Source organism: Kitasatospora sp. NPDC058184 (assembly GCF_042883725.1).
Classification (GTDB): Bacteria; Actinomycetota; Actinomycetes; order Streptomycetales; family Streptomycetaceae; genus Kitasatospora.
Genome location: NZ_JBHVVE010000023.1, coordinates 23386 through 43274, shown reverse-complemented (window position 1 = coordinate 43274; position 19889 = coordinate 23386). Strand labels below are relative to the sequence as shown.

The window sequence follows — 19889 nt, the reverse complement described above, 5'->3', positions numbered from 1 at the left end:
TGCGCGTAGTCTACCGCCGCCCGAACACCCTCCCGACCCGGCCCCTCCCGCGTCGGGCGATCTCGAATAGGGTGCTCCCATGCGTGGAATCCTCCTGGCCGGCGGCACCGGCTCGCGGCTGTGGCCCCTGACTCGTGCGGTGTCGAAGCAGCTCCTCCCGGTCTTCGACAAGCCGATGATCTACTACCCCCTCTCGACCCTCGTGATGGCCGGGATAAGCGAGATCCTGATCATCACCACCCCGAACGACCGGGACCAGTTCGAACGGCTGCTGGGCGACGGTTCCCAGTTCGGCCTGAAGCTCCAGTACGCCGTCCAGGAGAAGCCCGAGGGCATCGCCCAGGCCTTCGTGCTCGGCGCGGACTTCATCGGCGACGAGCCGGTGGCCCTGATCCTCGGCGACAACATCTTCCACGGCACCGGCCTGGGCACCTCGCTCACCGAGCACTCCGACATCAAGGGCGGCCGGGTCTTCGCCTACCCCGTGGCCGACCCGACCGCGTACGGCGTGGTCGAGTTCGACGAGAGCGGCCAGGTCATCTCCATCGAGGAGAAGCCGACCGAGCCCAAGTCCCGCTACGCCGTCCCCGGCCTGTACTTCTACGACAACCGGGTCGTCGAGATCGCCCGCACCCTGGAGCCGAGCGCCCGCGGCGAGCTGGAGATCACCGCCGTCAACGACGCCTACCTGCGCACCGGCGACCTGCACGTGACGACCCTCGACCGCGGCACCGCCTGGCTGGACACCGGCACGTTCGTGTCGATGGTCCAGGCCTCGGAGTTCGTCCGGGTCATCGAGGAGCGCCAGGGCTTCAAGATCGGCTGCATCGAGGAGGCCGTCTGGCGGGCCGGGCTGATCGACGACGCCCAGCTGCGCGAGCTCGCCGAGCCGCTGCTGAAGAGCGGCTACGGCCAGTACCTGGTGGACCTGCTCGACGAGGCGGCCGCCAAGTGAAGTTCCGCGAGCTCTCCATCGAGGGCGCCTTCGAGATCACCCCGCAGGTGCACGGCGACGCCCGCGGCCACTTCACCGAGTGGTACCGCTTCGACCTCCTCGCCGAGGTCGTCGGCCACCCGCTGGACCTGGCCCAGGCCAACCTGTCGCTGTCCGCCAAGGACGTCGTCCGCGGCATCCACTTCGCCGACGTCCCGCCCGGCCAGGCCAAGTACGTGGCCTGCACCCGCGGCGCGGTGCTGGACGTCATCGTCGACCTGCGGGTCGGCTCGCCGTCCTTCGGCAAGTGGGAGTTCGTCCGGCTGGACGACACCGAGCGCACGGCCGTCTACATCCCGGAGGGCCTCGGCCACGGCTTCTGCGCCCTGAGCGACGACGCCACGCTGACCTACCTCTGCTCGGCGACGTACAACCCGACCGGCGAGCACGGCGTGCACCCGCTGGACCCGGACCTCGGCATCGAGTGGCCGACCGACGCCCCGCAGCTCTCCGCCCGTGACGCGGTCGCGCCCACCCTCGCGGAGGCGCTCGCCACCGGCCTGCTGCCGGACTACCAGGCCTGCAAGGCCTACACGGACTCGCTGAAGCAGCAGTAGCGACTGCCGGTCCGGCTGAGGGGACGCGCGCGCGAGCGCTCACGTCCCCTCAGTCATCCCTCCTGCCCCTCCTGCCCCCTCCCAGGCCCCTTCCCAGGCCGCTCCCCAGCCGGCCGGATCGGACGACCATGACCCACCAAGCGGGACCCTCACACGGCATACGCGGGGGCGTCGGCACCCGACGCTTCGCGTGGCTGATGGGAGGGGGTGGAGGAGGCAGCCTGTCCGGCCGCCAGAACAGCTTCGGCGCGATCCGCACGGCCCTGGCGGTGCTCGTCGTCTACTCCCACGCCTACCCGCTCGGATTCGGCCGGCCCGCTCCGCTCTCCCACTTCAGCGGTGGCCAGATAGACCTCGGCCGGCTCGCGGTGGTCGGCTTCTTCGCGCTCTCCGGGTTCATGATCACCGGCAGCGCCCTGCGCAGCACGATCGGCCGGTACTCCTGGCACCGCGCCCTGCGCATCCTGCCCGGGCTCTGGGCCTCGCTCCTGGTCTGCGTCCTGCTGGTGGCGCCCGCCCTGTACTACCGGACCCACCACTCGCTCACCGGCTACTGGTCGCACCCGCACGGGCCGCTGAACTACCTGGCGGGTGCCTGGAACGCCTCGCTCTCCACCGGGTTCGACATCTCGAACGTGATCGACGACGGCATGAAGGCCGGCACCAACCACGACCCCGGGATCAACGGCTCCCTCTGGTCGCTCGACTACGAGATGCTCTGCTACGTCATGATGGGCCTGCTGGCCGCCGGCGGCGTGCTGCTGCGCGCGAAGAAGACGGTGCCGCTGCTGACCCTGGTCGGCTGGATCCTGATCTTCGAGGACTGGCGGACGACTCCCGGCTTCGTCAACAACCCGCACAGCATGGGCTTCTACATCCACGTGCCGGTCTTCGGCCAGGTCTACACCCAGTACTTCGTCTACCTGGCGTTCGTCTTCCTGCTCGGCGCCACGGTGCAGCTGTACAAGGAGCGGATCCCGATCAACGCCGGGCTCGCGCTGCTGTCGGTCGTCGTGCTCGTCGCCAGCCTGCGCTACGGCGGGCTGTTCGCGTTCGGCTACCCGGCCTTCGCGTACCTGCTCTTCTGGCTGGCGGTCCGGCTGCCCCGGCCGTTCCAACGGATCGGCGTCAAGCGGGACTTCTCGTACGGCATCTACGTGTACGGCTTCACCGTCGAGCAGGCCGTCGCCGCGCTCGGGGGCAACACCCACGGCATGAAGGTCTACCTCCCGCTGTCCCTCGGCGGGACGGTCGTCCTCGCCGCGCTCTCCTGGTACCTGGTCGAGAAGCCCGCGTTGAAGGCGAAGGACTGGACGCCGCGGCCGGTGCGCGCGCTGGCCGAACGCCGGGCCCGCACGGTCGTCGTCCCGGTGTCGGCCGAGCAGGCCGGGGAACCCGCCAGGTCTGCGGTCCCCGCGCCCTGACCGCACGACGCCAGGCCCCGGTGGCCCGGTTCGCCCTCAGCGGGTCCTGAAGACCCACACCTTGAGGAGGACGAACCGGGCCACCGTCGCGAGGCCGTTGGCCACGACCAGGCCCGCGACCTCGACCACCCGCGAGGCGTGCGGCGCGAGCAGGGCCAGCAGCGCGAGTGCGCCGCTGCTCAGGCCCAGGCCGATCAGGAAGGCGACGGCGCCCTGGAGCTGGTGGCGCACCGCGCCCTCCGAGCCGGTGATGCCGAAGGTGAAGCGCCGGTTGGCCGCGGTGTTGGCGACCGCGCTCACCGCCAGGGCGATCAGGTTCGCCGCCTGCTGGTCGACGACCTGGCGGGCCACCACGTACAGGCCCAGGTAGAAGAGCGTGCTGAGCACGCCGATGACCAGGAACGACGGCAGCTGCCGCTTGGCGGTGCCGGCCGTCGCGGCCGCCCGGCCGTCGGGGGCCGGTGCCGGCGCGTTGTCGGTGGAGACCATGGATTGCCCACTGCTTCGTTCGTCGGGTCAGGAGAGCTCGTAGACGGCCACCCGGCCGTTGTCGAACACCGGCTTGGCGAGGTCCTTGAGCTGCGGTGACTCGGCGCCGGCCTTCCGCTGGACCACGAGGTAGCGGACCTTGTGATCGCGGTGCAGCCGGTTCAGGACGTCCGGCGTCGGCGCGTAGAACGCGGCCTCGTTGAGCTGGAACAGCTCGGTGTCCCAGAACGGCGAGCCGGAGGCCGACGCCCCGTTCGCGCTGGCCATCAGCCTCGGCGCGTACGCCCAGCCCTCGATGAGGACCGAGCGCTCCGAGTAGCCGCTGAGCCAGTGCGAACGGTAGTTGGCGCACGGCAGGCCGTCCGCGTAGTCCTCGTACTGCCAGCAGTGGCTGTTCGTCGCCAGGATGTCCGAGGGCGCGCTGTGCGAGCGGATCCAGCGCGCGGCGTTCACCTGGCTCGCCGGCATCACCCAGCTGCCGTCCCACAGGGTCTCGTGGGCCTGAATGGCATCGAGGGCGAGGCCCGGGGTGCCGAGCGTCAGTCCGGCGGTGAGCAGGACGACCCCGCCCCGGCGCCGCAGACCGCCCGCCGCCCTGGAGAGCAGGCGCCAGAGCAGCCCCAGGAGGACCGCCAGCACCGCGAACGCGGCCGCCACGCTCAGCGCCGGCAGCAGCGGCGTGTACGGCTCGGTGCCGGTGCCGTCCCCGGTGTGCTCGCGCAGGAAGGTCTCCCAGTCCGCCGAGAACCGGTACGAGAGCCAGGTGAACAGTCCGGTCAGGGCCACCGCGCCGACGGCCAGGGCGGCCTTCGCTGCCTTGGGCAGCGTGGCCCGTTCGAAGGCCTCGCAGTACCCCCAGGCGGACAGCACCGCCCCGAAGGGCATCGCGGAGATGGTGAAGTAGCTGGCGTTGTAACCGTTGACCACCAGGTAGGCCGCCGGTCCGGCGACCACCGCGCCGAGCAGGAACCACTGCACCGCGTCGAGCCGGAGGCGGCGCCGCCACAGCAGCGGCACCGCGCCGAGGAGCTTGATCTGGTGGTTCAGGAAGAAGGCGATCAGGACGGCCGCGACCAGACCGCTCTGCAGCAGCACCGGCCGGCCCTCCACGGGTTCGGCCCAGTACTTCTGGATGTTGCCGAAGGGGATGACCTCCAGGCCGTAGCTCTCGAAGTCGAAGATCACCGCCGTCGCGAAGAGCTGGGCGCCCGCGATGGCCGCGCCCAGCCCGACAACCCTCCAGGGGATGCGCCGGGTCCTGATCAGGACCGCCAGGCCGGCGACGGCCAGACCCGCGAGTGCCACCGGGAGGGTGCTCGCCTTGGCCGCGCTGGAGGCGGTCGCGAACATCGCCGCCAGGACGAAGACTCCCCACCCGAACTCCGGTGCCCGGGGCGGCCCGTCGGCGTCGCCCGGGCCGCCGACCCTGCGGAGCCCGTCGGCGACCACGCCGATCAGCGCGATCAGCAACGGCTGACTGTACGTCAGCGACATGCTCGACCAGGACATCAACCGGACGGCCGGCGCACCGAAGGTCCAGCTCATCACGGTGTTCGGGTAGACCGCGGTGAACTCGCCGACCGCGAAGAGCAGCAGCGCGGCGAGCGGGCCGGCCCACGCCCGACCGGTGATCCGCTGGGCCACCACCGCCGTGATCAGCGCACCGAGCGCGGCGAACGCGGGGACGAGCAGCCTGGTCTCGACCACCGGCAGGTCGATGTGGCCGACCATGTCGGTCATCGCCATGTGCGCGAACGTGAACCAGTGGTAGTGGAGCGGCTCCCCCGCCACCTGCGGCAAGGTCAGCGGCACGTGCTGCTTGGCGTTGGCCGCCAGCGACAGCATGTACGGCATGTCGCCGAACAGCCGTGACTTCTCGTCCGTCGCCAGGACCGGGAACTTCGACAGGAAGACCAGGTAGTAGTACAGGCTGGTCAGGCCCACCAGCCCGGCCATCGACCAGGAACAGCCGAGGGACAGCCGCCGGTACCCGCTGGGGCGCCAGTGCCGGCGCAGGCGCGGGACGAGCAGGAACGGGACGACCACGGCGAGCGGCCACCCGACGGCCACCGACTGGAGGCCCGCGCGGACGAGGACCGCCCACGCCGCCAGCTCCAGCACCAGCCCGGTCACCGCGCCGAAGACGAGGTCCTCCAGCAGGGTGTGCGGACGCCTGCGCAGGGCCCGGAAGACCAGGGTGCCCGGAAGCACCACGCCCCAGCCCGCGTAGAAGGTGTACCGGGCGATGTCACCGACCCTGGTGTCCGCGGCCAACAGCAGCCCCACCAGGAGCAGGTACGCGCAGACCGCAGGGAGGAACCGCCAGAGGGCGTGGGCCCCGGTTCTCCCGTCCGCCGTGCCGCCGGGCCGCCCGCCGGACGGCGCCGGAATACCCGGGCGTCCTCCGGTGGCCGGCACTGCTCCGGTCGCGGTGCTGTTCGTATGCATGGTGTCCGTTCTCTCGTCCGAGCTCACAGCTCGCAGCACGGCAGCCCGGTGGAGGCCGGCGGCGGTCCGTCGACCGGCGTCGGAACGACTCCGGTCAGCCCGTGTAGGAGGCGCTGCGACGAGCTGTCGCGGGGTCGGTCCCCTCCGCCGAGTCATAGCCGACGAAGTAGGCCGGCCTGGCCTGTGCCGCCGAGTAGATGCGGCCGACGTACTCGCCCAGGAGGCCCATGCAGAAGAGCTGCACGGCGCCGAGGAACAGCATGCCGATGAACAGCGAGGACCAGCCGGGGACGGTCTTGTCGAGCGCGTACGCGACCACGGTGTAGACGCCGAGGGCGAAGCAGAGCACGAAGCTCAGCAGGCCGAGCCAGGTGGCGAGCCGCAGCGGGCTCGCGGAGAAGTTGGTGACGCTGTCGACGGCGAGGCGGACCATCTTGGACAGCGGGTAGTGGGTCGAGCCGGCGACCCGCTCCTCGCGCACGTAGACGACCTCGCCACTCGGGAAGCCGAGCCACGGCACCAGCAGCCGGTAGACCGGCTGGTGCTCGGGCATCGCCTTGAGAGCGTCCACCGCCGCGCGGCTGAGCAGCCGGAAGTCACCGGCCTGGTTGGGCATCTTCTTGCCGACGAGCTTGCGCATCAGCCAGTAGTAGGCGCCGGCGGTGCGGCGCTTGAAGATCGTGTCGGTGCCGCGGTCGCCGCGCACGCCGTAGACGATGTCGAGGTCCCGCTCCCGCGCGAGCGAGAGCATCTCGGGGATCTTCTCCGGCGGGTCCTGGAGGTCGGCGTCGATGGAGACGACGTAGTCGCCGAAGGCACGGTGGATGCCGGCGGTGAGCGCGGCCTGGTGCCCGGAGTTGCGGGCGAAGCGGACGATCCGGAACTCCGGCCAGTCCTGGTGGATCTTCTGCATCAGCGCCGGGGTGGCGTCCGTGCTCCCGTCGTCGATGCCGACCACTTCATACGTGATTCCCAGGCCGTCGAGGATCGGGCGCAGGCGCCGCACGGTCAGCGGCAGCGCCTCCTGCTCGTTGTAGATCGGCATGACGACCGACAACAGCGGCGCCGGTTCCCCGGTCCGCCCGACTCCCTGCTCCACTGCGTTGAGCATCCTTCTTCGCCTGTCCCCATGTGATCCGAAAGCGGTTGGGCGGCATGGACCGCCGGGTCGACCCACCGGCCGGAATCCTTCCCCCTCCGCACCCGGAGCATCGCGGACGCCGGCGGGGGAGAGCCAATGAGCGGCAGGATAGCAGTCCATTCCAAGGGCACTCTCAACGGACCTGTTACCTGATCGCCGTCGATTCGATATCCCGACACGCCGAAGGGCCCCGCGCACCCGGGGTGCGCGGGGCCCTTCGGACGAGCCTGTACGAGGCAGGCAGGTCAGATCGTCAATTACTTGATGATCTTGGTGACCTGGCCGGCGCCGACGGTGCGGCCACCCTCACGGATGGCGAACTTCAGGCCCTCCTCCATGGCGATCGGCTGGATCAGCGCGACCGTCATGGCGGTGTTGTCGCCCGGCATGACCATCTCGGTGCCCTCGGGGAGGGTCACGACGCCGGTCACGTCCGTGGTACGGAAGTAGAACTGCGGGCGGTAGTTGTTGAAGAAGGGGGTGTGACGGCCACCCTCGTCCTTCGACAGGATGTACGACTGGGCCTCGAAGTCGGTGTGCGGCGTGACCGAACCCGGCTTGATGATGACCTGGCCGCGCTCGACGTCCTCGCGCTTGATGCCACGGAGCAGCAGACCGACGTTCTCACCGGCCTGGCCCTCGTCGAGCAGCTTGCGGAACATCTCGATGCCGGTGACCGTGGTGGTGGTCTTGGTCTCCTTGATGCCGATGATGTCGACAGTCTCGTTGACCTTGAGGATGCCGCGCTCGATGCGACCGGTGACGACGGTGCCACGACCGGTGATCGTGAAGACGTCCTCGATCGGCATCAGGAACGGCTGGTCCACGGCGCGGGCCGGGGTCGGGATGCTCTCGTCGACAGCCTTCATCAGGCCGAGGAGCTTCTGGCCCCACTCGGCGTCGCCCTCGAGGGCCTTCAGCGCGGAGACGCGGACGACCGGCAGGTCGTCGCCCGGGAACTCGTACTCGGAGAGCAGCTCACGGACCTCGAGCTCGACGAGCTCCAGGATCTCCTCGTCGTCCACCATGTCGGCCTTGTTCAGGGCGACAACGATGTACGGAACGCCGACCTGGCGGGCCAGGAGGACGTGCTCCTTGGTCTGCGGCATCGGGCCGTCGGTGGCGGCGACCACCAGGATGGCGCCGTCCATCTGGGCGGCACCGGTGATCATGTTCTTGATGTAGTCGGCGTGACCCGGGCAGTCAACGTGCGCGTAGTGACGGTCCTCGGTCTGGTACTCGACGTGCGCGATCGAGATGGTGATACCGCGCTGACGCTCCTCCGGGGCCTTGTCGATCTGGTCGAACGGCGTGAAGGGGTTCAGGTCCGGGTACGCGTCGTGCAGCACCTTGGTGATGGCCGCGGTCAGCGTGGTCTTGCCGTGGTCGATGTGACCGATGGTGCCGATGTTGACGTGGGGCTTCGTCCGCTCGAACTTCGCCTTCGCCACTGAGTCCTCCTGAGGACAGTTCCTGTACGCCGTGCTGACGCCAGTTGGTCTTTGATCGGTTTTGGTGCGGGTTGCCCGGAGGACATCCCGTGCCGTCCCGCTGGTGGGGGGGCCGGAGGCTCCCGGGAGGATCCGACCGGATCCTCCCGAGACGCCTCCGAATAGCCTAAGGCTTCGCAATCGTCCCGATTATCGGGACGTCACTCGCCCTTGGCCTTGGCGATGATGTCGTCCGCCACGTTCTTCGGAACCTCGGCGTACGAGTCGAACTGCATCGAGTAGCTCGCGCGACCAGAGGTCTTGCTGCGCAGGTCACCGACGTAGCCGAACATCTCGGAGAGGGGCACCAGCGCCGTGACGACGCGGGCACCGTGACGCTCGTCCATGGACCGGATCTGGCCACGGCGAGAGTTGATGTCGCCGATCACGTCGCCCATGTAGTCCTCGGGCGTGGTGACCTCGACGGCCATCATCGGCTCGAGGAGGACCGGCTTGGCCTTCCTCGCGCCTTCCTTGAAGGCCATCGAGCCGGCGATCTTGAACGCGAGCTCGGAGGAGTCGACGTCGTGCGACTGGCCGTCCAGCAGGCTCACGCGGACACCCTGCAGCGGGTAGCCGGCGAGGATGCCGAACTCCATGGCCTCCTGGCAACCGGCGTCGACCGACGGGATGTACTCCCGCGGAACGCGGCCACCGGTGACCTTGTTGACGAACTCGTAGCCCTCGGCCTGCTCGAGCGGCTCGATCGCGATCTGCACCTTGGCGAACTGACCGGAACCACCGGTCTGCTTCTTGTGGGTGTAGTCGATGCGCTCGACCGCCTGGCGGATGGTCTCGCGGTACGCGACCTGCGGCTTGCCGACGTTGGCCTCGACCTTGAACTCACGGCGCATACGGTCGACCAGCACCTCGAGGTGCAGCTCGCCCATACCCGCGATGATGGTCTGGCCGGTCTCCTCGTCCGTGTTGACCTGGAAGGACGGGTCCTCCTCGGCGAGACGCTGGATGGCAACACCCAGCTTCTCCTGGTCACCCTTGGACTTGGGCTCGATCGCGACGCGGATGACCGGGGCCGGGAAGTCCATGGACTCCAGGATGACCGGGTTCTTCTCGTCGGACAGCGTCTCACCGGTGGTGGTCTGCTTCAGGCCCATGACGGCGATGATGTCGCCGGCGCCCACCGAGTCGATCTCCTCACGCTTGTTCGCGTGCATGCGGTAGATCTTGCCGATGCGCTCCTTCTTGCCCTTGACGGCGTTCAGCACCGAGGTGCCGGACTCCAGGCGGCCCGAGTAGACCCGGACGAAGGTGAGCTTGCCGAGGTGCGGGTCCGACATGATCTTGAACGCGAGCGCGGCGAGCGGCTCGTCGTCCGAGGCCTTGCGGGAGATCTTGACGCTGTCGTCGCCCGGCTTGGTGCCCTCGATGGACTCGATGTCCAGCGGGGACGGCAGGTACTTGACGACCGCGTCGAGCAGGGGCTGAACGCCCTTGTTCTTGAAGGCGGTACCGCAGAAGATCGGGGTGAAGTCCGAGTTCAGGGTGCCCTTGCGGATCGCGGCCTGCAGCAGCTCGACCGGGATCTCCTCGCCCTCGAGGGCGAGCTCCATGATCTCGTCGCTGACGTTCGAGACCGTGTCGATGAGCGCCTCGCGGTACTCGTCGGCCTGCTCCTGCAGCTCGGCCGGGATGTCGACGATGTCGTACATCTCGCCCTTGGCGGCCTCGGCGGACCAGACCAGCGCCTTCATGCGGACCAGGTCGACAACGCCCTGGAAGTCCGACTCGGCACCGATCGGGAGCTGCATGACCAGCGGGGTGGCGCCGAGGCGGTCCACGATGGTCTTGACGCAGAAGAAGAAGTTCGCGCCCGTGCGGTCCAGCTTGTTGATGAAGCAGATGCGCGGGACGCCGTAGCGGTCAGCCTGCCGCCACACGGTCTCGGACTGGGGCTCGACACCGGCGACACCGTCGAACACCGTCACGGCACCGTCGAGGACGCGCAGCGAACGCTCCACCTCGACGGTGAAGTCGACGTGACCCGGGGTGTCGATGATGTTGATGGTGTGGTCGGCGTCGTCGACCGTCCAGTGACAGGTCGTCGCGGCCGACGTGATCGTGATGCCGCGCTCCTGCTCCTGCTCCATCCAGTCCATGGTGGCAGCGCCATCGTGGACCTCACCGATCTTGTACGACACACCGGTGTAGAACAGGATCCGCTCGGTGGTGGTGGTCTTGCCCGCGTCGATGTGCGCCATGATCCCGATGTTGCGGACCTTGGCGAGGTCAAGGGAGGTTGCAGCCATTGTGGCTCGTTCTCTCTCTGTCTAGTGACGGGGTACGGACTACCAGCGGTAGTGCGCGAAGGCCTTGTTGGACTCGGCCATCTTGTGGGTGTCCTCGCGACGCTTCACGGAAGCGCCCAGGCCGTTGCTGGCGTCGAGGATCTCGTTCATCAGGCGCTCGGTCATGGTCTTCTCGCGACGGGCGCGGGAGTACCCGACCATCCAGCGCAGCGCCAGGGTGCTGGCGCGGCCCGGACGGACCTCGACCGGAACCTGGTAGGTCGCGCCACCGACACGGCGGGACTTGACCTCGAGGGCCGGCTTGACGTTCTCCAGCGCGCGCTTCAGCGTCACGACGGGGTCCGAGCCGGTCTTCTCACGGACGCCCTCGAGGGCGCCGTAGACGATCCGCTCAGCGGTGGAACGCTTGCCGTGCAGCAGGATCTTGTTGACCAGCTGGGTGACGACCGGGGAGCCGTAAACCGGGTCGATGATGACCGGGCGCTTCGGGGCGGGGCCCTTACGAGGCATTCTTACTTCTCCTTCTTGGCGCCGTAGCGGCTGCGAGCCTGCTTGCGGTTCTTGACACCCTGGGTGTCAAGCGAACCGCGGATGATCTTGTAGCGGACACCAGGAAGGTCCTTCACACGACCACCGCGCACCAGCACGATGGAGTGCTCCTGCAGGTTGTGGCCCTCGCCCGGGATGTAAGCGGTGACCTCGATCCCGCTGGTGAGGCGCACACGGGCGACCTTGCGGAGAGCCGAGTTCGGCTTCTTCGGGGTGGTCGTGTACACACGCGTGCAGACCCCACGGCGCTGCGGGGAACCCTTCAGCGCGGGAGTCTTGTTCTTCTCGACCTTGTCCTGCCGGCCCTTTCGGACCAGCTGCTGGATCGTAGGCACCGTTTCTCCGTTTTCTGTGTGCCAAGGCTTGGTGGAACTAACCTGCGGTGTCTCCCCTCACACACGGCCCCGTGGTCGACCCACGCGGTCGGGTGTGTTGGGCTTGTTACGACACGGAATCCCATGGCTGCTGTACAGCGACGGCGCTCTACGCGCGGGACGCTGGGAAGCGCTCCGGCTCGGCGCGGCGACCGGTGTGCATGCACGCACAAGGACCCGGGGACACCCCAGGCACAAGGTCAGAGCGTACCTAGCGCATCGGGCTCGGTCAAAACAAATGCAACGCCGCAGGTCGCGGGGCCGGCCCTCGAAACGGGACGGGAAACGACGAGGGCGGCACCCATACCACGGCCGAGAACCCCCCGCACGGCGAAACCCTACGCCTCCGCGCGGACGGCGGCGAGCGGGGCACTCCCGTCGTCGGCGCCGTCCCCGGACGTCCCGGCCGACGACACCTCGCCCTGCTGCTGGTCGGTCTCCTTCCGGTCCGACAGGGCGACGAGCAGCCCCAGCGCCGCCACGGCCACCCCGTACAGCAGCACGCAGGGCTGCCAGCCCACGAACGGCGGCGCCCAGTGGGCCGGGCTGATGAAGAACGACCCGCCGGTACCGACCGCCATGCGGCGCAGCGCCCAGACGAACGCCGCGAAGTCGGCCAGGGCCAGCGCGGCGGAGCAGAGCACCATCAGCCGACGCCAGGCGAAACCGCCCTGCGGCAGCCGCTCGTGGCAGATCGCGGCGCACACGATCGGCAGCCCGACGGCGAACGGCAGCAGGTAGCGGCCCTGCCAGATCATGCCGACCTTCTGCGCCTGCATGGCCTGGGCCACCAGCGGTATGACCACTATCCCGGCCAGGATCCCCAGGACGGCCAGGGAGTCCCTGAGCCGCGCGTAGCAGAGCGCGAGCAGCGACAGGAGGACCGCCACGCCGCACCACAGCAGCAGCGTCACGGCCGGGGGTTCGGCGTCCAGCCAGCCGAAGTAGCCGATCATCTGCTTCATGTACAGCAGACCGTTGTCGAAGGTCTGACGGGCCGCGGACAGCGGAGTGAAGCCGCTCGGGGCGTTGATGACCGAGTGGTCCGGGTGGGTCGAGGACCAGACGAGGGCCACGCCGGCCGAGACCGCGGTCAGAGCGCCCCAGACCCAGGTCGCCCGATGGCGCAGGATCGAACCCAGCACGTCCCGGCGCCCGAGCAGCAGCAGGGCGAAGAAGACCGCCCCGCTGCACCAGATCACGCCCAACGGCCGGATGCTGATCAGCACGGTCGCACCGATGCCGAGCCGGGCGACGCGGCGGCTCAGGAGCTGTGGGTCCGGGTTCATCAGCAGCGCCACGGCGGCGCTCCAGACCAGGATGCCCGCGGCGATCTCCGGGCCGCTCGGGTTGACCACACCGAACATGAACAGCGACATCGGGGTGGCGGCCGCCACCACTCCGAGGATGCCGAGGGAACGCCGACGCCACTCCGCCGCCGAGACCACCGCACTCGCCACCAGGGCGGCGCAGATCGCGGCCGAGATCAGGCGCATCAGGTAGAAGGCCGTCTTGCCGGGGAGCAGCAGGCTGGGCCAGCCGACGGCGAAGTAGTACGCCGGGTGGTAGCGGCCCGCCGACGTGGTCACCTCGGCCGTCCCGGAGCGCTGCTTGAGCGCGGGTGCGCAGTCGGCCGACTGCCAGGGCTTGAAGGCGTAGCAGGAGTGGGTCTCCGCCACGTCCTCGTAGATCCGCGGGAGCACCACCCCGCTCTCGGCCCAGTAGCTTTTGATCCCGCCGACCGTGTGCGGGGTCATGACCTCCTCGCCGTTGACCTGGCCGCGGGCGACCGCGCCGGCCCGGATGAGGTGCGCGGGTTCGTCCGGCGAACCGCCGATCGGAGTCGCCAGCGACCAGGACGCGCTCAGCGCGAACAGGATCGCGAACGCGACCGCCCACAGCCGCCGGGGCGAGGTCGCAAGCCGCTCGGCGATGCTCTTGACGGCAGTGATCATCATCTGGAAATGGGCCTTTGGGGTCGGTCCGAACTCGGCGTGCGGCACCATGGCCGGGCGTGGTGGGTGCTCGCATCGACGAGATGTAACAGGCAACGGTCAGCCATGGACGAGAAGACCGTACCGAACCGAGCCCTGAGGGACTAATGGCACCCTCCCGATGGCGGTCTCCGAGCCCGGCGGGCCCGGTGCGGTCCACCGGCGACGAGGGACGGTACCCAACAGGTTCAGACGGTACCCAGCGGGATCACCAAGGTCCAGAGCGTACCGCCCGAACCTCCGACCAGCAGGCCGGACACGGGCCGCCGCGGGGCCACCGGACCGGACCGGCCTCAGGCGAGGCCGATGAGGATCATCAAGGTCCAGAACGCGCAGCCCAGGTAGCCGATGACCAGGCCGAGGACGGCCGCCCAGTCGCCGTCCATGTTGCGGCGGCGGATCTCCGCACGGGCGATGTGGCCGGTGACCACGGCGGGGGCGGAGAGGCCGACCAGGCCGGCCACCAGGGAGACCACGGCGAGCACGTTGGTCTGGCGGGCCTGGGGCGGCGGCGGGACCGGCATGAAGGTGGCCGGAACGGGCGTGGCCACGGTGGGCGACGGCGCCGTCATCGGCCCCGAGGGCAGGTCGGCCACCAGCACGGCCAGCTGGCCGTAGGTCTGCGCGGCGGCCACCGCCTCGTGGCGCTGCTCGTACTCCTGGACGGTGAGCCGCCCCTCGGCGAACGCGGCCTTGAGCACGTCGAGCGTGCGGTCCCGGTCCGCGTGGCCCGCCCGCATCGCGGCCTGCGACGCCACCGCGGGCGCGGGCGCCGGCTGCCAGCCACCCGCCGGCAGCTTGCCGGGCGGATAGCCGGAACCGGGCTCGCCCCATGGTTGTACGGACATCCGCCACCTCCCGGTAGCGCGGTACCCCCGCGCACGTCACTGCTCCCTCATAGTGCAGGACGAACGGCCGAACTGAGTAGTTGCCAAATCGGCCCAGTAGCCGCCGAGAAGACGATTTCGCGTGGCGTTCCTCACGCGTTCGGCGGACACGCTCAGGGGATGCTCAACTCGGGCGACAGGCTGTTCGAGCAATGACAGGCTGAGCCCGGAGAGACCCGCACCACGACGACGTCCACCACCACGAGCAGAGAAGGCCGCCATGCAGGCGTCAGCGCCGCCGTCCCCCGACCTCTCCGGGCCGGGAACCCCGTCCGCCGTCAGCATCCAGGGGCTCTGGAAGCACTTCGGCCCCCAGGCCGCGGTGGCCGGGCTGAGCCTGGAGCTGCCGGCCGGGGCGTTCATCGGCCTGGTCGGGCCGAACGGTGCCGGCAAGACCACCACGCTGTCGATGGTCACCGGGCTGCTCCGGCCCGACCAGGGCACCGTCCTGGTGCACGGCGCCGACGTGTGGGCGGACCCGGTCACGGTCAAGGCCCGGATCGGCATCCTGCCCGAGGGCCTGCGGATGTTCGAGCGGCTCAGCGGGCGCGAGCTGCTCCAGTACACCGGGCGGCTGCGCGGCCTGCCCGGCGCCGAGGTGGACCGGCGGGCCGAGGAGCTGCTGGCCGTCCTGGACCTCGGCCGGGACGCCGACAAGCTGGTCGCCGACTACTCCACCGGCATGCGCAAGAAGATCGGCCTGGCCGCCGCGCTGCTGCACAACCCGGACGTGCTGTTCCTGGACGAGCCCTTCGAGGGCGTCGACCCGGTCTCCGCCCAGACCATCCGCGGCGTGCTCAAGCGGTACGCCGCGGCCGGCTCCACGGTGATCTTCTCCAGCCACGTGATGGAACTGGTCGAGCAGCTCTGCGACTGGGTCGCGGTGGTCAACGCCGGCCAGGTGATAGCCCAGGGGCCGCTGGACTCCGTCCGGGGCGGGCGCAGCCTGCACGAGGCCTTCCTGGAGCTGATCGGCGTCCGCGAGGACGACGGGCAGGCGCTCGGCTGGCTCGGCGGCGGGCAGGCCGGGGGCACCCTGTGAACAATGCCCCGGTGCCCGACGGGCGGACGGTGGTCCGTGCCCTGGTGGCGCTCAAGCTGCGGCTGCTGCGCAACGGGCTGCGGCGCAGCCCCGGCCGGACCACCGTCTACGTGATCGGCGGCGTCGCGGGCCTGGCCCTCGCGGCCGGCGTCGCCGTCGCCATGACCGCGCTGAACGGGCGCTACGCGGGCTCCGGGGACGCCGGGGTGATGCTGCTCGGCGTGCTGACCCTGAGCTGGGCCGCGCTGCCGCTGTTCCTCTTCTCCAGCGACGAGAGCGCCGACCCGACCCGGCTGACCATGCTGCCGCTGCGCCCCGGCCCGCTGCTGCGCGGCACCCTGCTGGCCGCGCTGATCGGACCGGGGCCGCTGGTCAGCCTGGTGCTGGTGACCGCCGCGGTGCTGGCCGGCGCGACCGGCGGCGCCTCGGCCGCGGTCGCGGTGCTCGGCGTGCCGCTCGCGCTGCTCTGCCTGGTCACGCTCTCCCGGGCGGTCGCGGCGGGCAACGCCCGGATGCTCTCCAGCCGGCGCGGCAAGGACTTCGCGATCTTCGGCGGCCTGGCCTTCGCCCTCCTGGTGCAGGTCGCCAACGTCGGCTCGCAGAGCATCCTCGGCCGCCGGGGCGGGCCGATCGACCTCAGCCCGCTCAAGCCGATCGCCTCCGTGCTGCGCTGGATCCCGCCGATCAGCGCGGCGGACGCGCCGCGCACCGCCGGCGAGGGCCGGTACGGGCTGGCGCTGCTCCAGCTCGCCGCGTCCGCCGCGCTGCTGGCCCTGCTGCTGCGCTGGTGGCGGCGGAGCCTGCAGGAGCTGATGGTGACCGCCGACTCCTCCACCCTGGAGGTCGCCCGCGGGGTGCAGGACTCGCGCGGCTGGCGGTTCCTGCCCCAGGGCCGGACCGGCGCGGTGATGCAGCGGCACCTGCGGTACGCCTGGCGCGAGCCGCGGGCCAAGGCGGCGCTGTTCACCAGCATCGGGATGACGCTGGTGATCTGCGTGCTGTCGATGGTCCAGGGCTGGGCGAGCGTCTACCTGCTGGCGATGACCGGGGTGTTCCTCGGGCTGCAGATGCTCAACCTGTTCGGTATGGACGGCTCGGCGTTCTGGATGGTCGCCGCCACCCTGCGCACCCCGGCCGACGCCCGCTCCGAGCTGCGCGGCCGGGCGTACGCGGTGCTGTCGTACGCCGTCCCCGTGACGCTGCTGCTCGGGCTGGTCCTGGCGGCCGTCACCGGCCGGTGGAGCGAGCTGCCGTCCGCGCTCGGCCTGGCGCTGACGCTGCTCGGCTGCGGGATCGCGCTGGGCGCGATGTTCAGCGTCCTGGCGCCGTACACCATGCCGGCCGACAGCAACCCGATGCGCAACGCCGCCCCGGGCCAGGGCGGGCTGATCCTGCTCAACCAGTTCGGCTCGATGCTCGGCGTCGCCCTGCTGGCGCTGCCGGTCGGCGGCTACCTCGCCTGGGCCCTGGTCTCCGACGGCCCGAGCTGGCCGGTGCTGCTGGTCGGCCCGCTGTACGGCGCCCTGGTCGCGGCCCTCGGCGTCCGCCTCGCGGCGGCCCGCCTGCTGGACCGCACCCCGGAGATCCTCGCCAAGGCCGTCGAGCGCTGAACCGCTCTCCCGTCGGTCCGCGCCGCCGCTCCGGCATCATGGGCAGGAGGAGCCGGGCCGTCGTGGCACCGTCGAGGAGAGCAGGGACACACCGTGGGCGAGCGCGCGCAGCAGGCCGGGACCGCCGGACCGCTGCTGGAGCAGGCGGTGCGGTCGGTGGTGACGGCGCCGGAGGAGGCGCTGGACCTCGCCCTGGACACCGGGGCCTCGCTGCTGGCCGCCTCGGCCGGGCAGTGGCCGGAGGTCGGCCGGGCGCTGCTCGGGTACGCGGACACGGCCGTCGGCCGCTGCTGGTCCGCCGGGTGGCGGCCGGCCGACCTGGCCCGGGTGGTGCGGCGCGAGCTGAAGCCCGTCCACCTGGCCCTCGCGGTGGACCTGATCGCCGCCGAGGGCCGCCGCCACCCCGCGGCCGCCCTGGACCGGCGCTGGCTGGAGCAGCTGCGCGAGCTGGAGGCCGAGGTGTGGTGGTCCGGCGACGACGAGTACCTCGGCGCCTTCGCCGACCGGCACCGGCTGGACCGCTTCGCGCTCGCCACCGCCGCCCTGGAGCTGCTGCGCACCTGGGGCCGGCTGCCGCCGATCGCCCCGGTGGGGCCCGCCCCCGGGCAGGCGGTGCGGCCGCAGCACGCGGGGCCGGTGAGCGGCGAGCCGCGGATGCTGGCGCGGATCCGGGCGCTGCTGGCCAAGGCCGAGTCCACCGAGTACCCGGAGGAGGCCGAGGCGCTGACCGCCAAGGCCCAGCAGCTGATGGCCCAGCACAGCATCGACGACGCGCTGCTGGCCGCGTCCGGTGCCGACCGCGACACCCCGGCGGCGCTGCGGATCGGGGTGGACAACCCGTACGAGGGCCCCAAGACGATGCTGCTGGACGCCGTCGCGGCGGCCAACCGGTGCCGGGTGGTGTGGGCGAAGGAGTTCGGCTTCTGCACCGTGGTCGGCTTCGACGGCGACCTGGACGGCGTCGAGCTGCTCTACACCTCGCTGCTGGTGCAGGCCACCCACGCGCTCAACAAGGCGGGCTCCCGCAAGGACTCGCGCAGCAAGGCGTTCCGGCAGTCCTTCCTGGTCGCGTACGCGGCGCGGATCCGCGAGCGGCTGACCGCCGCGACCGAGCGCGCCACCAGCGCCGCCGCGGCCGGACGGCACCTGCGCGAGGACGGCACCGAGGAGCAGCTGCTGCCCGACGCGCGGCTGCTGCCCGCGCTCGCCGCCCGCTCCGAGGCGGTGGACCAGGAGATCGGCCGGCTGTTCCCGAAGCTGGTCTCGCAGCGGGTGCGGGTCAGCGACGGCGTGGGCTGGGCGGCCGGACGCGCCGCCGCCGACCGGGCCGCGCTGCACGGGCGCGCCGGGGCGATCCGCCGGTAGGCGGTCACACCCCGGCGGTCCCCCGGCCGACCCGCGCAAGATCCACAGGAGTCGCCCCGCCTCCCGGGGGACCTGATAGAACGTAGTCCGCCACGAACAAAGGGGGGCTCGACGTGACGGAACCGGCGGCGGAGTCGGGGTACCGGGACCGGGTGCGCGGAACGCTGCTCGGCGGAGCGATCGGCGACGCGCTGGGCTGGCCGGTGGAGTTCCAGCAGCTCCACCAGATCCAGGACCGGTACGGGCCGCAGGGCGTGACCACACTGCCGGCCGGGTCCGGGCCGGTCGAGGTCACCGACGACACCCAGATGACGCTGTTCACCGCCGAGGGCCTGATCCGCGGCTTCGTCCGCGGCTGGACGGGCGGCGGCGGCTCGGTGCCGGAGGCCGTGCACGGCGCCTACCGGCGCTGGCTGCGCACCCAGTTCCAGGACGCGCCGGACACCGGGCCGCAGCCCCGCCCGTACGACGGCTGGCTGCTGAGCCGGCCCTTCCTGTACGCGCGGCGGGCGCCGGGCAACGCCTGCCTGAGCGGGGTGTCCGAGCACCCGGTGTTCGAGGCGCCGTCCGCGATCGGGCTGACCGGGCCGATCAACCCGGGTTCCAAGGGCTGCGGCACGGTGATGCGCTCGGCGCCGTTCGGGCTGGCCCGGCTGGGCGTCGAGCAGTCCTTCGGGCTGGCGGTGCAGTGCGCCCAGCTCACCCACGGCCACCCGACCGGCTACCTCGCGGCGGGCGCCTTCGCGGCGCTGGTCGAGCGGCTCGCGCACGGCACCGAGCCGTGGGCGGCGGTCGGCGAGACGGTGGAGCAGATCCGCGAGCTGCCGAGCTCCAAGGAGACCGTCCAGGCGCTGGCCCGGGCGGTGCGGCTGGCCCAGGAGGCCGAGCCCGCGGCGGAGACGGTGGAGCGGGTCGGGCTCGGCTGGATCGCCGAGGAGTGCCTGGCCATCGCCGTGTACTCACTGCTGGCGGCCACCCTGGACCCCGACCCGGTGCGCACCGCGCTGCTGCTGTCGGTGAACCACTCCGGGGACAGCGACTCGACCGGCGCGGTCTGCGGCAACCTGGTCGGGGCGGCGTACGGCGCCGCGGCGCTGCCCGCCGAATGGGCCGGGGCGGTCGAGGGCCGGGCGGAGCTGCGGCAGGTCGCGGACGACCTGCTGGTGCTGTTCGGCAGCCGCGACCCCCGGCACCCGGCGCTCGGCGGGCGCTACCCGGCCTGGTGAGCCCGCGGCCCCTCGGACGCCGCCCCGGCCCG

16 protein-coding genes are annotated in these 19889 nt (G+C 71.0%); 7 read left to right on the top strand and 9 right to left on the bottom strand.

Features of this window, described 5'->3' with window-relative positions; all coding sequences use genetic code 11:
* The first annotated feature begins 79 nt into the window (after positions 1-79).
* The 3 genes from rfbA to ACFVXH_RS32635 all read left to right on the top strand — a co-directional run bounded on the left by rfbA (position 80) and on the right by ACFVXH_RS32635 (position 2975).
* Positions 80-955, top strand: coding sequence for a glucose-1-phosphate thymidylyltransferase RfbA (gene rfbA, locus ACFVXH_RS32645; protein ID WP_049649034.1), 876 nt, complete (start codon positions 80-82; stop codon positions 953-955).
* A complete protein-coding gene (gene rfbC / locus ACFVXH_RS32640) occupies positions 952-1551 on the top strand; it encodes a dTDP-4-dehydrorhamnose 3,5-epimerase (RefSeq protein ID WP_049649033.1) in 600 nt (199 codons plus the stop codon). Before rfbA ends, rfbC begins: the two co-directional genes overlap by 4 nt.
* 197 nt (positions 1552-1748) lie before the next feature.
* The gene (locus ACFVXH_RS32635; protein WP_074003963.1) at positions 1749-2975 is read left to right on the top strand and encodes an acyltransferase; all 1227 of its coding nucleotides are present in this window, start codon (positions 1749-1751) and stop codon (positions 2973-2975) included.
* Between the two features lie 36 nt (positions 2976-3011).
* On the opposite strand, the gene ACFVXH_RS32630 is transcribed toward ACFVXH_RS32635, so the two are convergent.
* From ACFVXH_RS32630 to ACFVXH_RS32590, 9 genes are all read right to left on the bottom strand, one after another.
* Positions 3012-3464 carry a GtrA family protein gene (locus tag ACFVXH_RS32630; RefSeq protein ID WP_074003964.1) on the bottom strand — a complete coding sequence of 151 codons (453 nt, stop codon included), beginning with the start codon at positions 3462-3464 and terminating at the stop codon, positions 3012-3014.
* 27 nt (positions 3465-3491) lie between these two features.
* A complete protein-coding gene (locus ACFVXH_RS32625; RefSeq protein WP_143204612.1) occupies positions 3492-5912 on the bottom strand; it encodes a hypothetical protein in 2421 nt (806 codons plus the stop codon).
* Positions 5913-6006: 94 nt separating this feature from the next.
* Positions 6007-7023, bottom strand: a complete 1017-nt coding sequence (locus ACFVXH_RS32620) for a glycosyltransferase family 2 protein (RefSeq protein WP_074003966.1) — start codon at positions 7021-7023, stop codon at positions 6007-6009.
* Positions 7024-7310: 287 nt separating this feature from the next.
* A complete protein-coding gene (gene tuf, locus ACFVXH_RS32615) occupies positions 7311-8504 on the bottom strand; it encodes an elongation factor Tu (protein WP_049649031.1) in 1194 nt (397 codons plus the stop codon).
* A 200-nt stretch (positions 8505-8704) separates the two neighbouring features.
* On the bottom strand, positions 8705-10810 hold the full coding sequence (gene fusA, locus ACFVXH_RS32610) for an elongation factor G (RefSeq protein ID WP_049649030.1): 2106 nt from the start codon (positions 10808-10810) through the stop codon (positions 8705-8707).
* A gap of 39 nt (positions 10811-10849) precedes the next feature.
* Entirely contained in the window at positions 10850-11320 is a 471-nt protein-coding gene (gene rpsG / locus ACFVXH_RS32605; RefSeq protein WP_030055803.1) for a 30S ribosomal protein S7, read from the bottom strand.
* Between the two features lie 2 nt (positions 11321-11322).
* Complete coding sequence (rpsL, locus tag ACFVXH_RS32600) at positions 11323-11694, bottom strand: 30S ribosomal protein S12 (RefSeq protein WP_014144289.1); 372 nt, start codon at positions 11692-11694, stop codon at positions 11323-11325.
* Between the two features lie 377 nt (positions 11695-12071).
* On the bottom strand, positions 12072-13691 hold the full coding sequence (locus ACFVXH_RS32595) for a DUF2142 domain-containing protein (RefSeq protein WP_074003967.1): 1620 nt from the start codon (positions 13689-13691) through the stop codon (positions 12072-12074).
* Positions 13692-14020: 329 nt separating this feature from the next.
* Complete coding sequence (locus ACFVXH_RS32590) at positions 14021-14575, bottom strand: DUF1707 and DUF4190 domain-containing protein (RefSeq protein ID WP_310593147.1); 555 nt, start codon at positions 14573-14575, stop codon at positions 14021-14023.
* Between the two features lie 259 nt (positions 14576-14834).
* Here ACFVXH_RS32590 and ACFVXH_RS32585 point away from each other — a divergent pair, with 259 nt between their 5' ends.
* From ACFVXH_RS32585 to ACFVXH_RS32570, 4 genes are all read left to right on the top strand, one after another.
* Positions 14835-15656 carry an ABC transporter ATP-binding protein gene (locus tag ACFVXH_RS32585; RefSeq protein WP_074003968.1) on the top strand — a complete coding sequence of 274 codons (822 nt, stop codon included), beginning with the start codon at positions 14835-14837 and terminating at the stop codon, positions 15654-15656.
* Between the two features lie 11 nt (positions 15657-15667).
* Positions 15668-17266, top strand: coding sequence for a transporter (locus tag ACFVXH_RS32580; protein ID WP_387829480.1), 1599 nt, complete (start codon positions 15668-15670; stop codon positions 17264-17266).
* Between the two features lie 93 nt (positions 17267-17359).
* The gene (locus ACFVXH_RS32575; RefSeq protein WP_074003970.1) at positions 17360-18631 is read left to right on the top strand and encodes a DUF2786 domain-containing protein; all 1272 of its coding nucleotides are present in this window, start codon (positions 17360-17362) and stop codon (positions 18629-18631) included.
* A 113-nt stretch (positions 18632-18744) separates the two neighbouring features.
* Positions 18745-19857, top strand: a complete 1113-nt coding sequence (locus ACFVXH_RS32570; RefSeq protein WP_049660394.1) for an ADP-ribosylglycohydrolase family protein — start codon at positions 18745-18747, stop codon at positions 19855-19857.
* Positions 19858-19889: the final 32 nt, after the last annotated feature.

Coding starts and splice junctions, on each gene's coding strand:
- rfbA (WP_049649034.1), top strand. CDS start 80: ATGCGTGGAATCCTCCTGGCCGGCGGCACCGGCTCGCGGCTGTGGCCC.
- ACFVXH_RS32630 (WP_074003964.1), bottom strand. CDS start 3,464: ATGGTCTCCACCGACAACGCGCCGGCACCGGCCCCCGACGGCCGGGCG.
- ACFVXH_RS32635 (WP_074003963.1), top strand. CDS start 1,749: ATGGGAGGGGGTGGAGGAGGCAGCCTGTCCGGCCGCCAGAACAGCTTC.
- rpsG (WP_030055803.1), bottom strand. CDS start 11,320: ATGCCTCGTAAGGGCCCCGCCCCGAAGCGCCCGGTCATCATCGACCCG.
- ACFVXH_RS32625 (WP_143204612.1), bottom strand. CDS start 5,912: ATGCATACGAACAGCACCGCGACCGGAGCAGTGCCGGCCACCGGAGGA.
- ACFVXH_RS32585 (WP_074003968.1), top strand. CDS start 14,835: ATGCAGGCGTCAGCGCCGCCGTCCCCCGACCTCTCCGGGCCGGGAACC.
- ACFVXH_RS32595 (WP_074003967.1), bottom strand. CDS start 13,691: ATGATGATCACTGCCGTCAAGAGCATCGCCGAGCGGCTTGCGACCTCG.
- ACFVXH_RS32620 (WP_074003966.1), bottom strand. CDS start 7,023: ATGCTCAACGCAGTGGAGCAGGGAGTCGGGCGGACCGGGGAACCGGCG.
- ACFVXH_RS32590 (WP_310593147.1), bottom strand. CDS start 14,575: ATGTCCGTACAACCATGGGGCGAGCCCGGTTCCGGCTATCCGCCCGGC.
- fusA (WP_049649030.1), bottom strand. CDS start 10,810: ATGGCTGCAACCTCCCTTGACCTCGCCAAGGTCCGCAACATCGGGATC.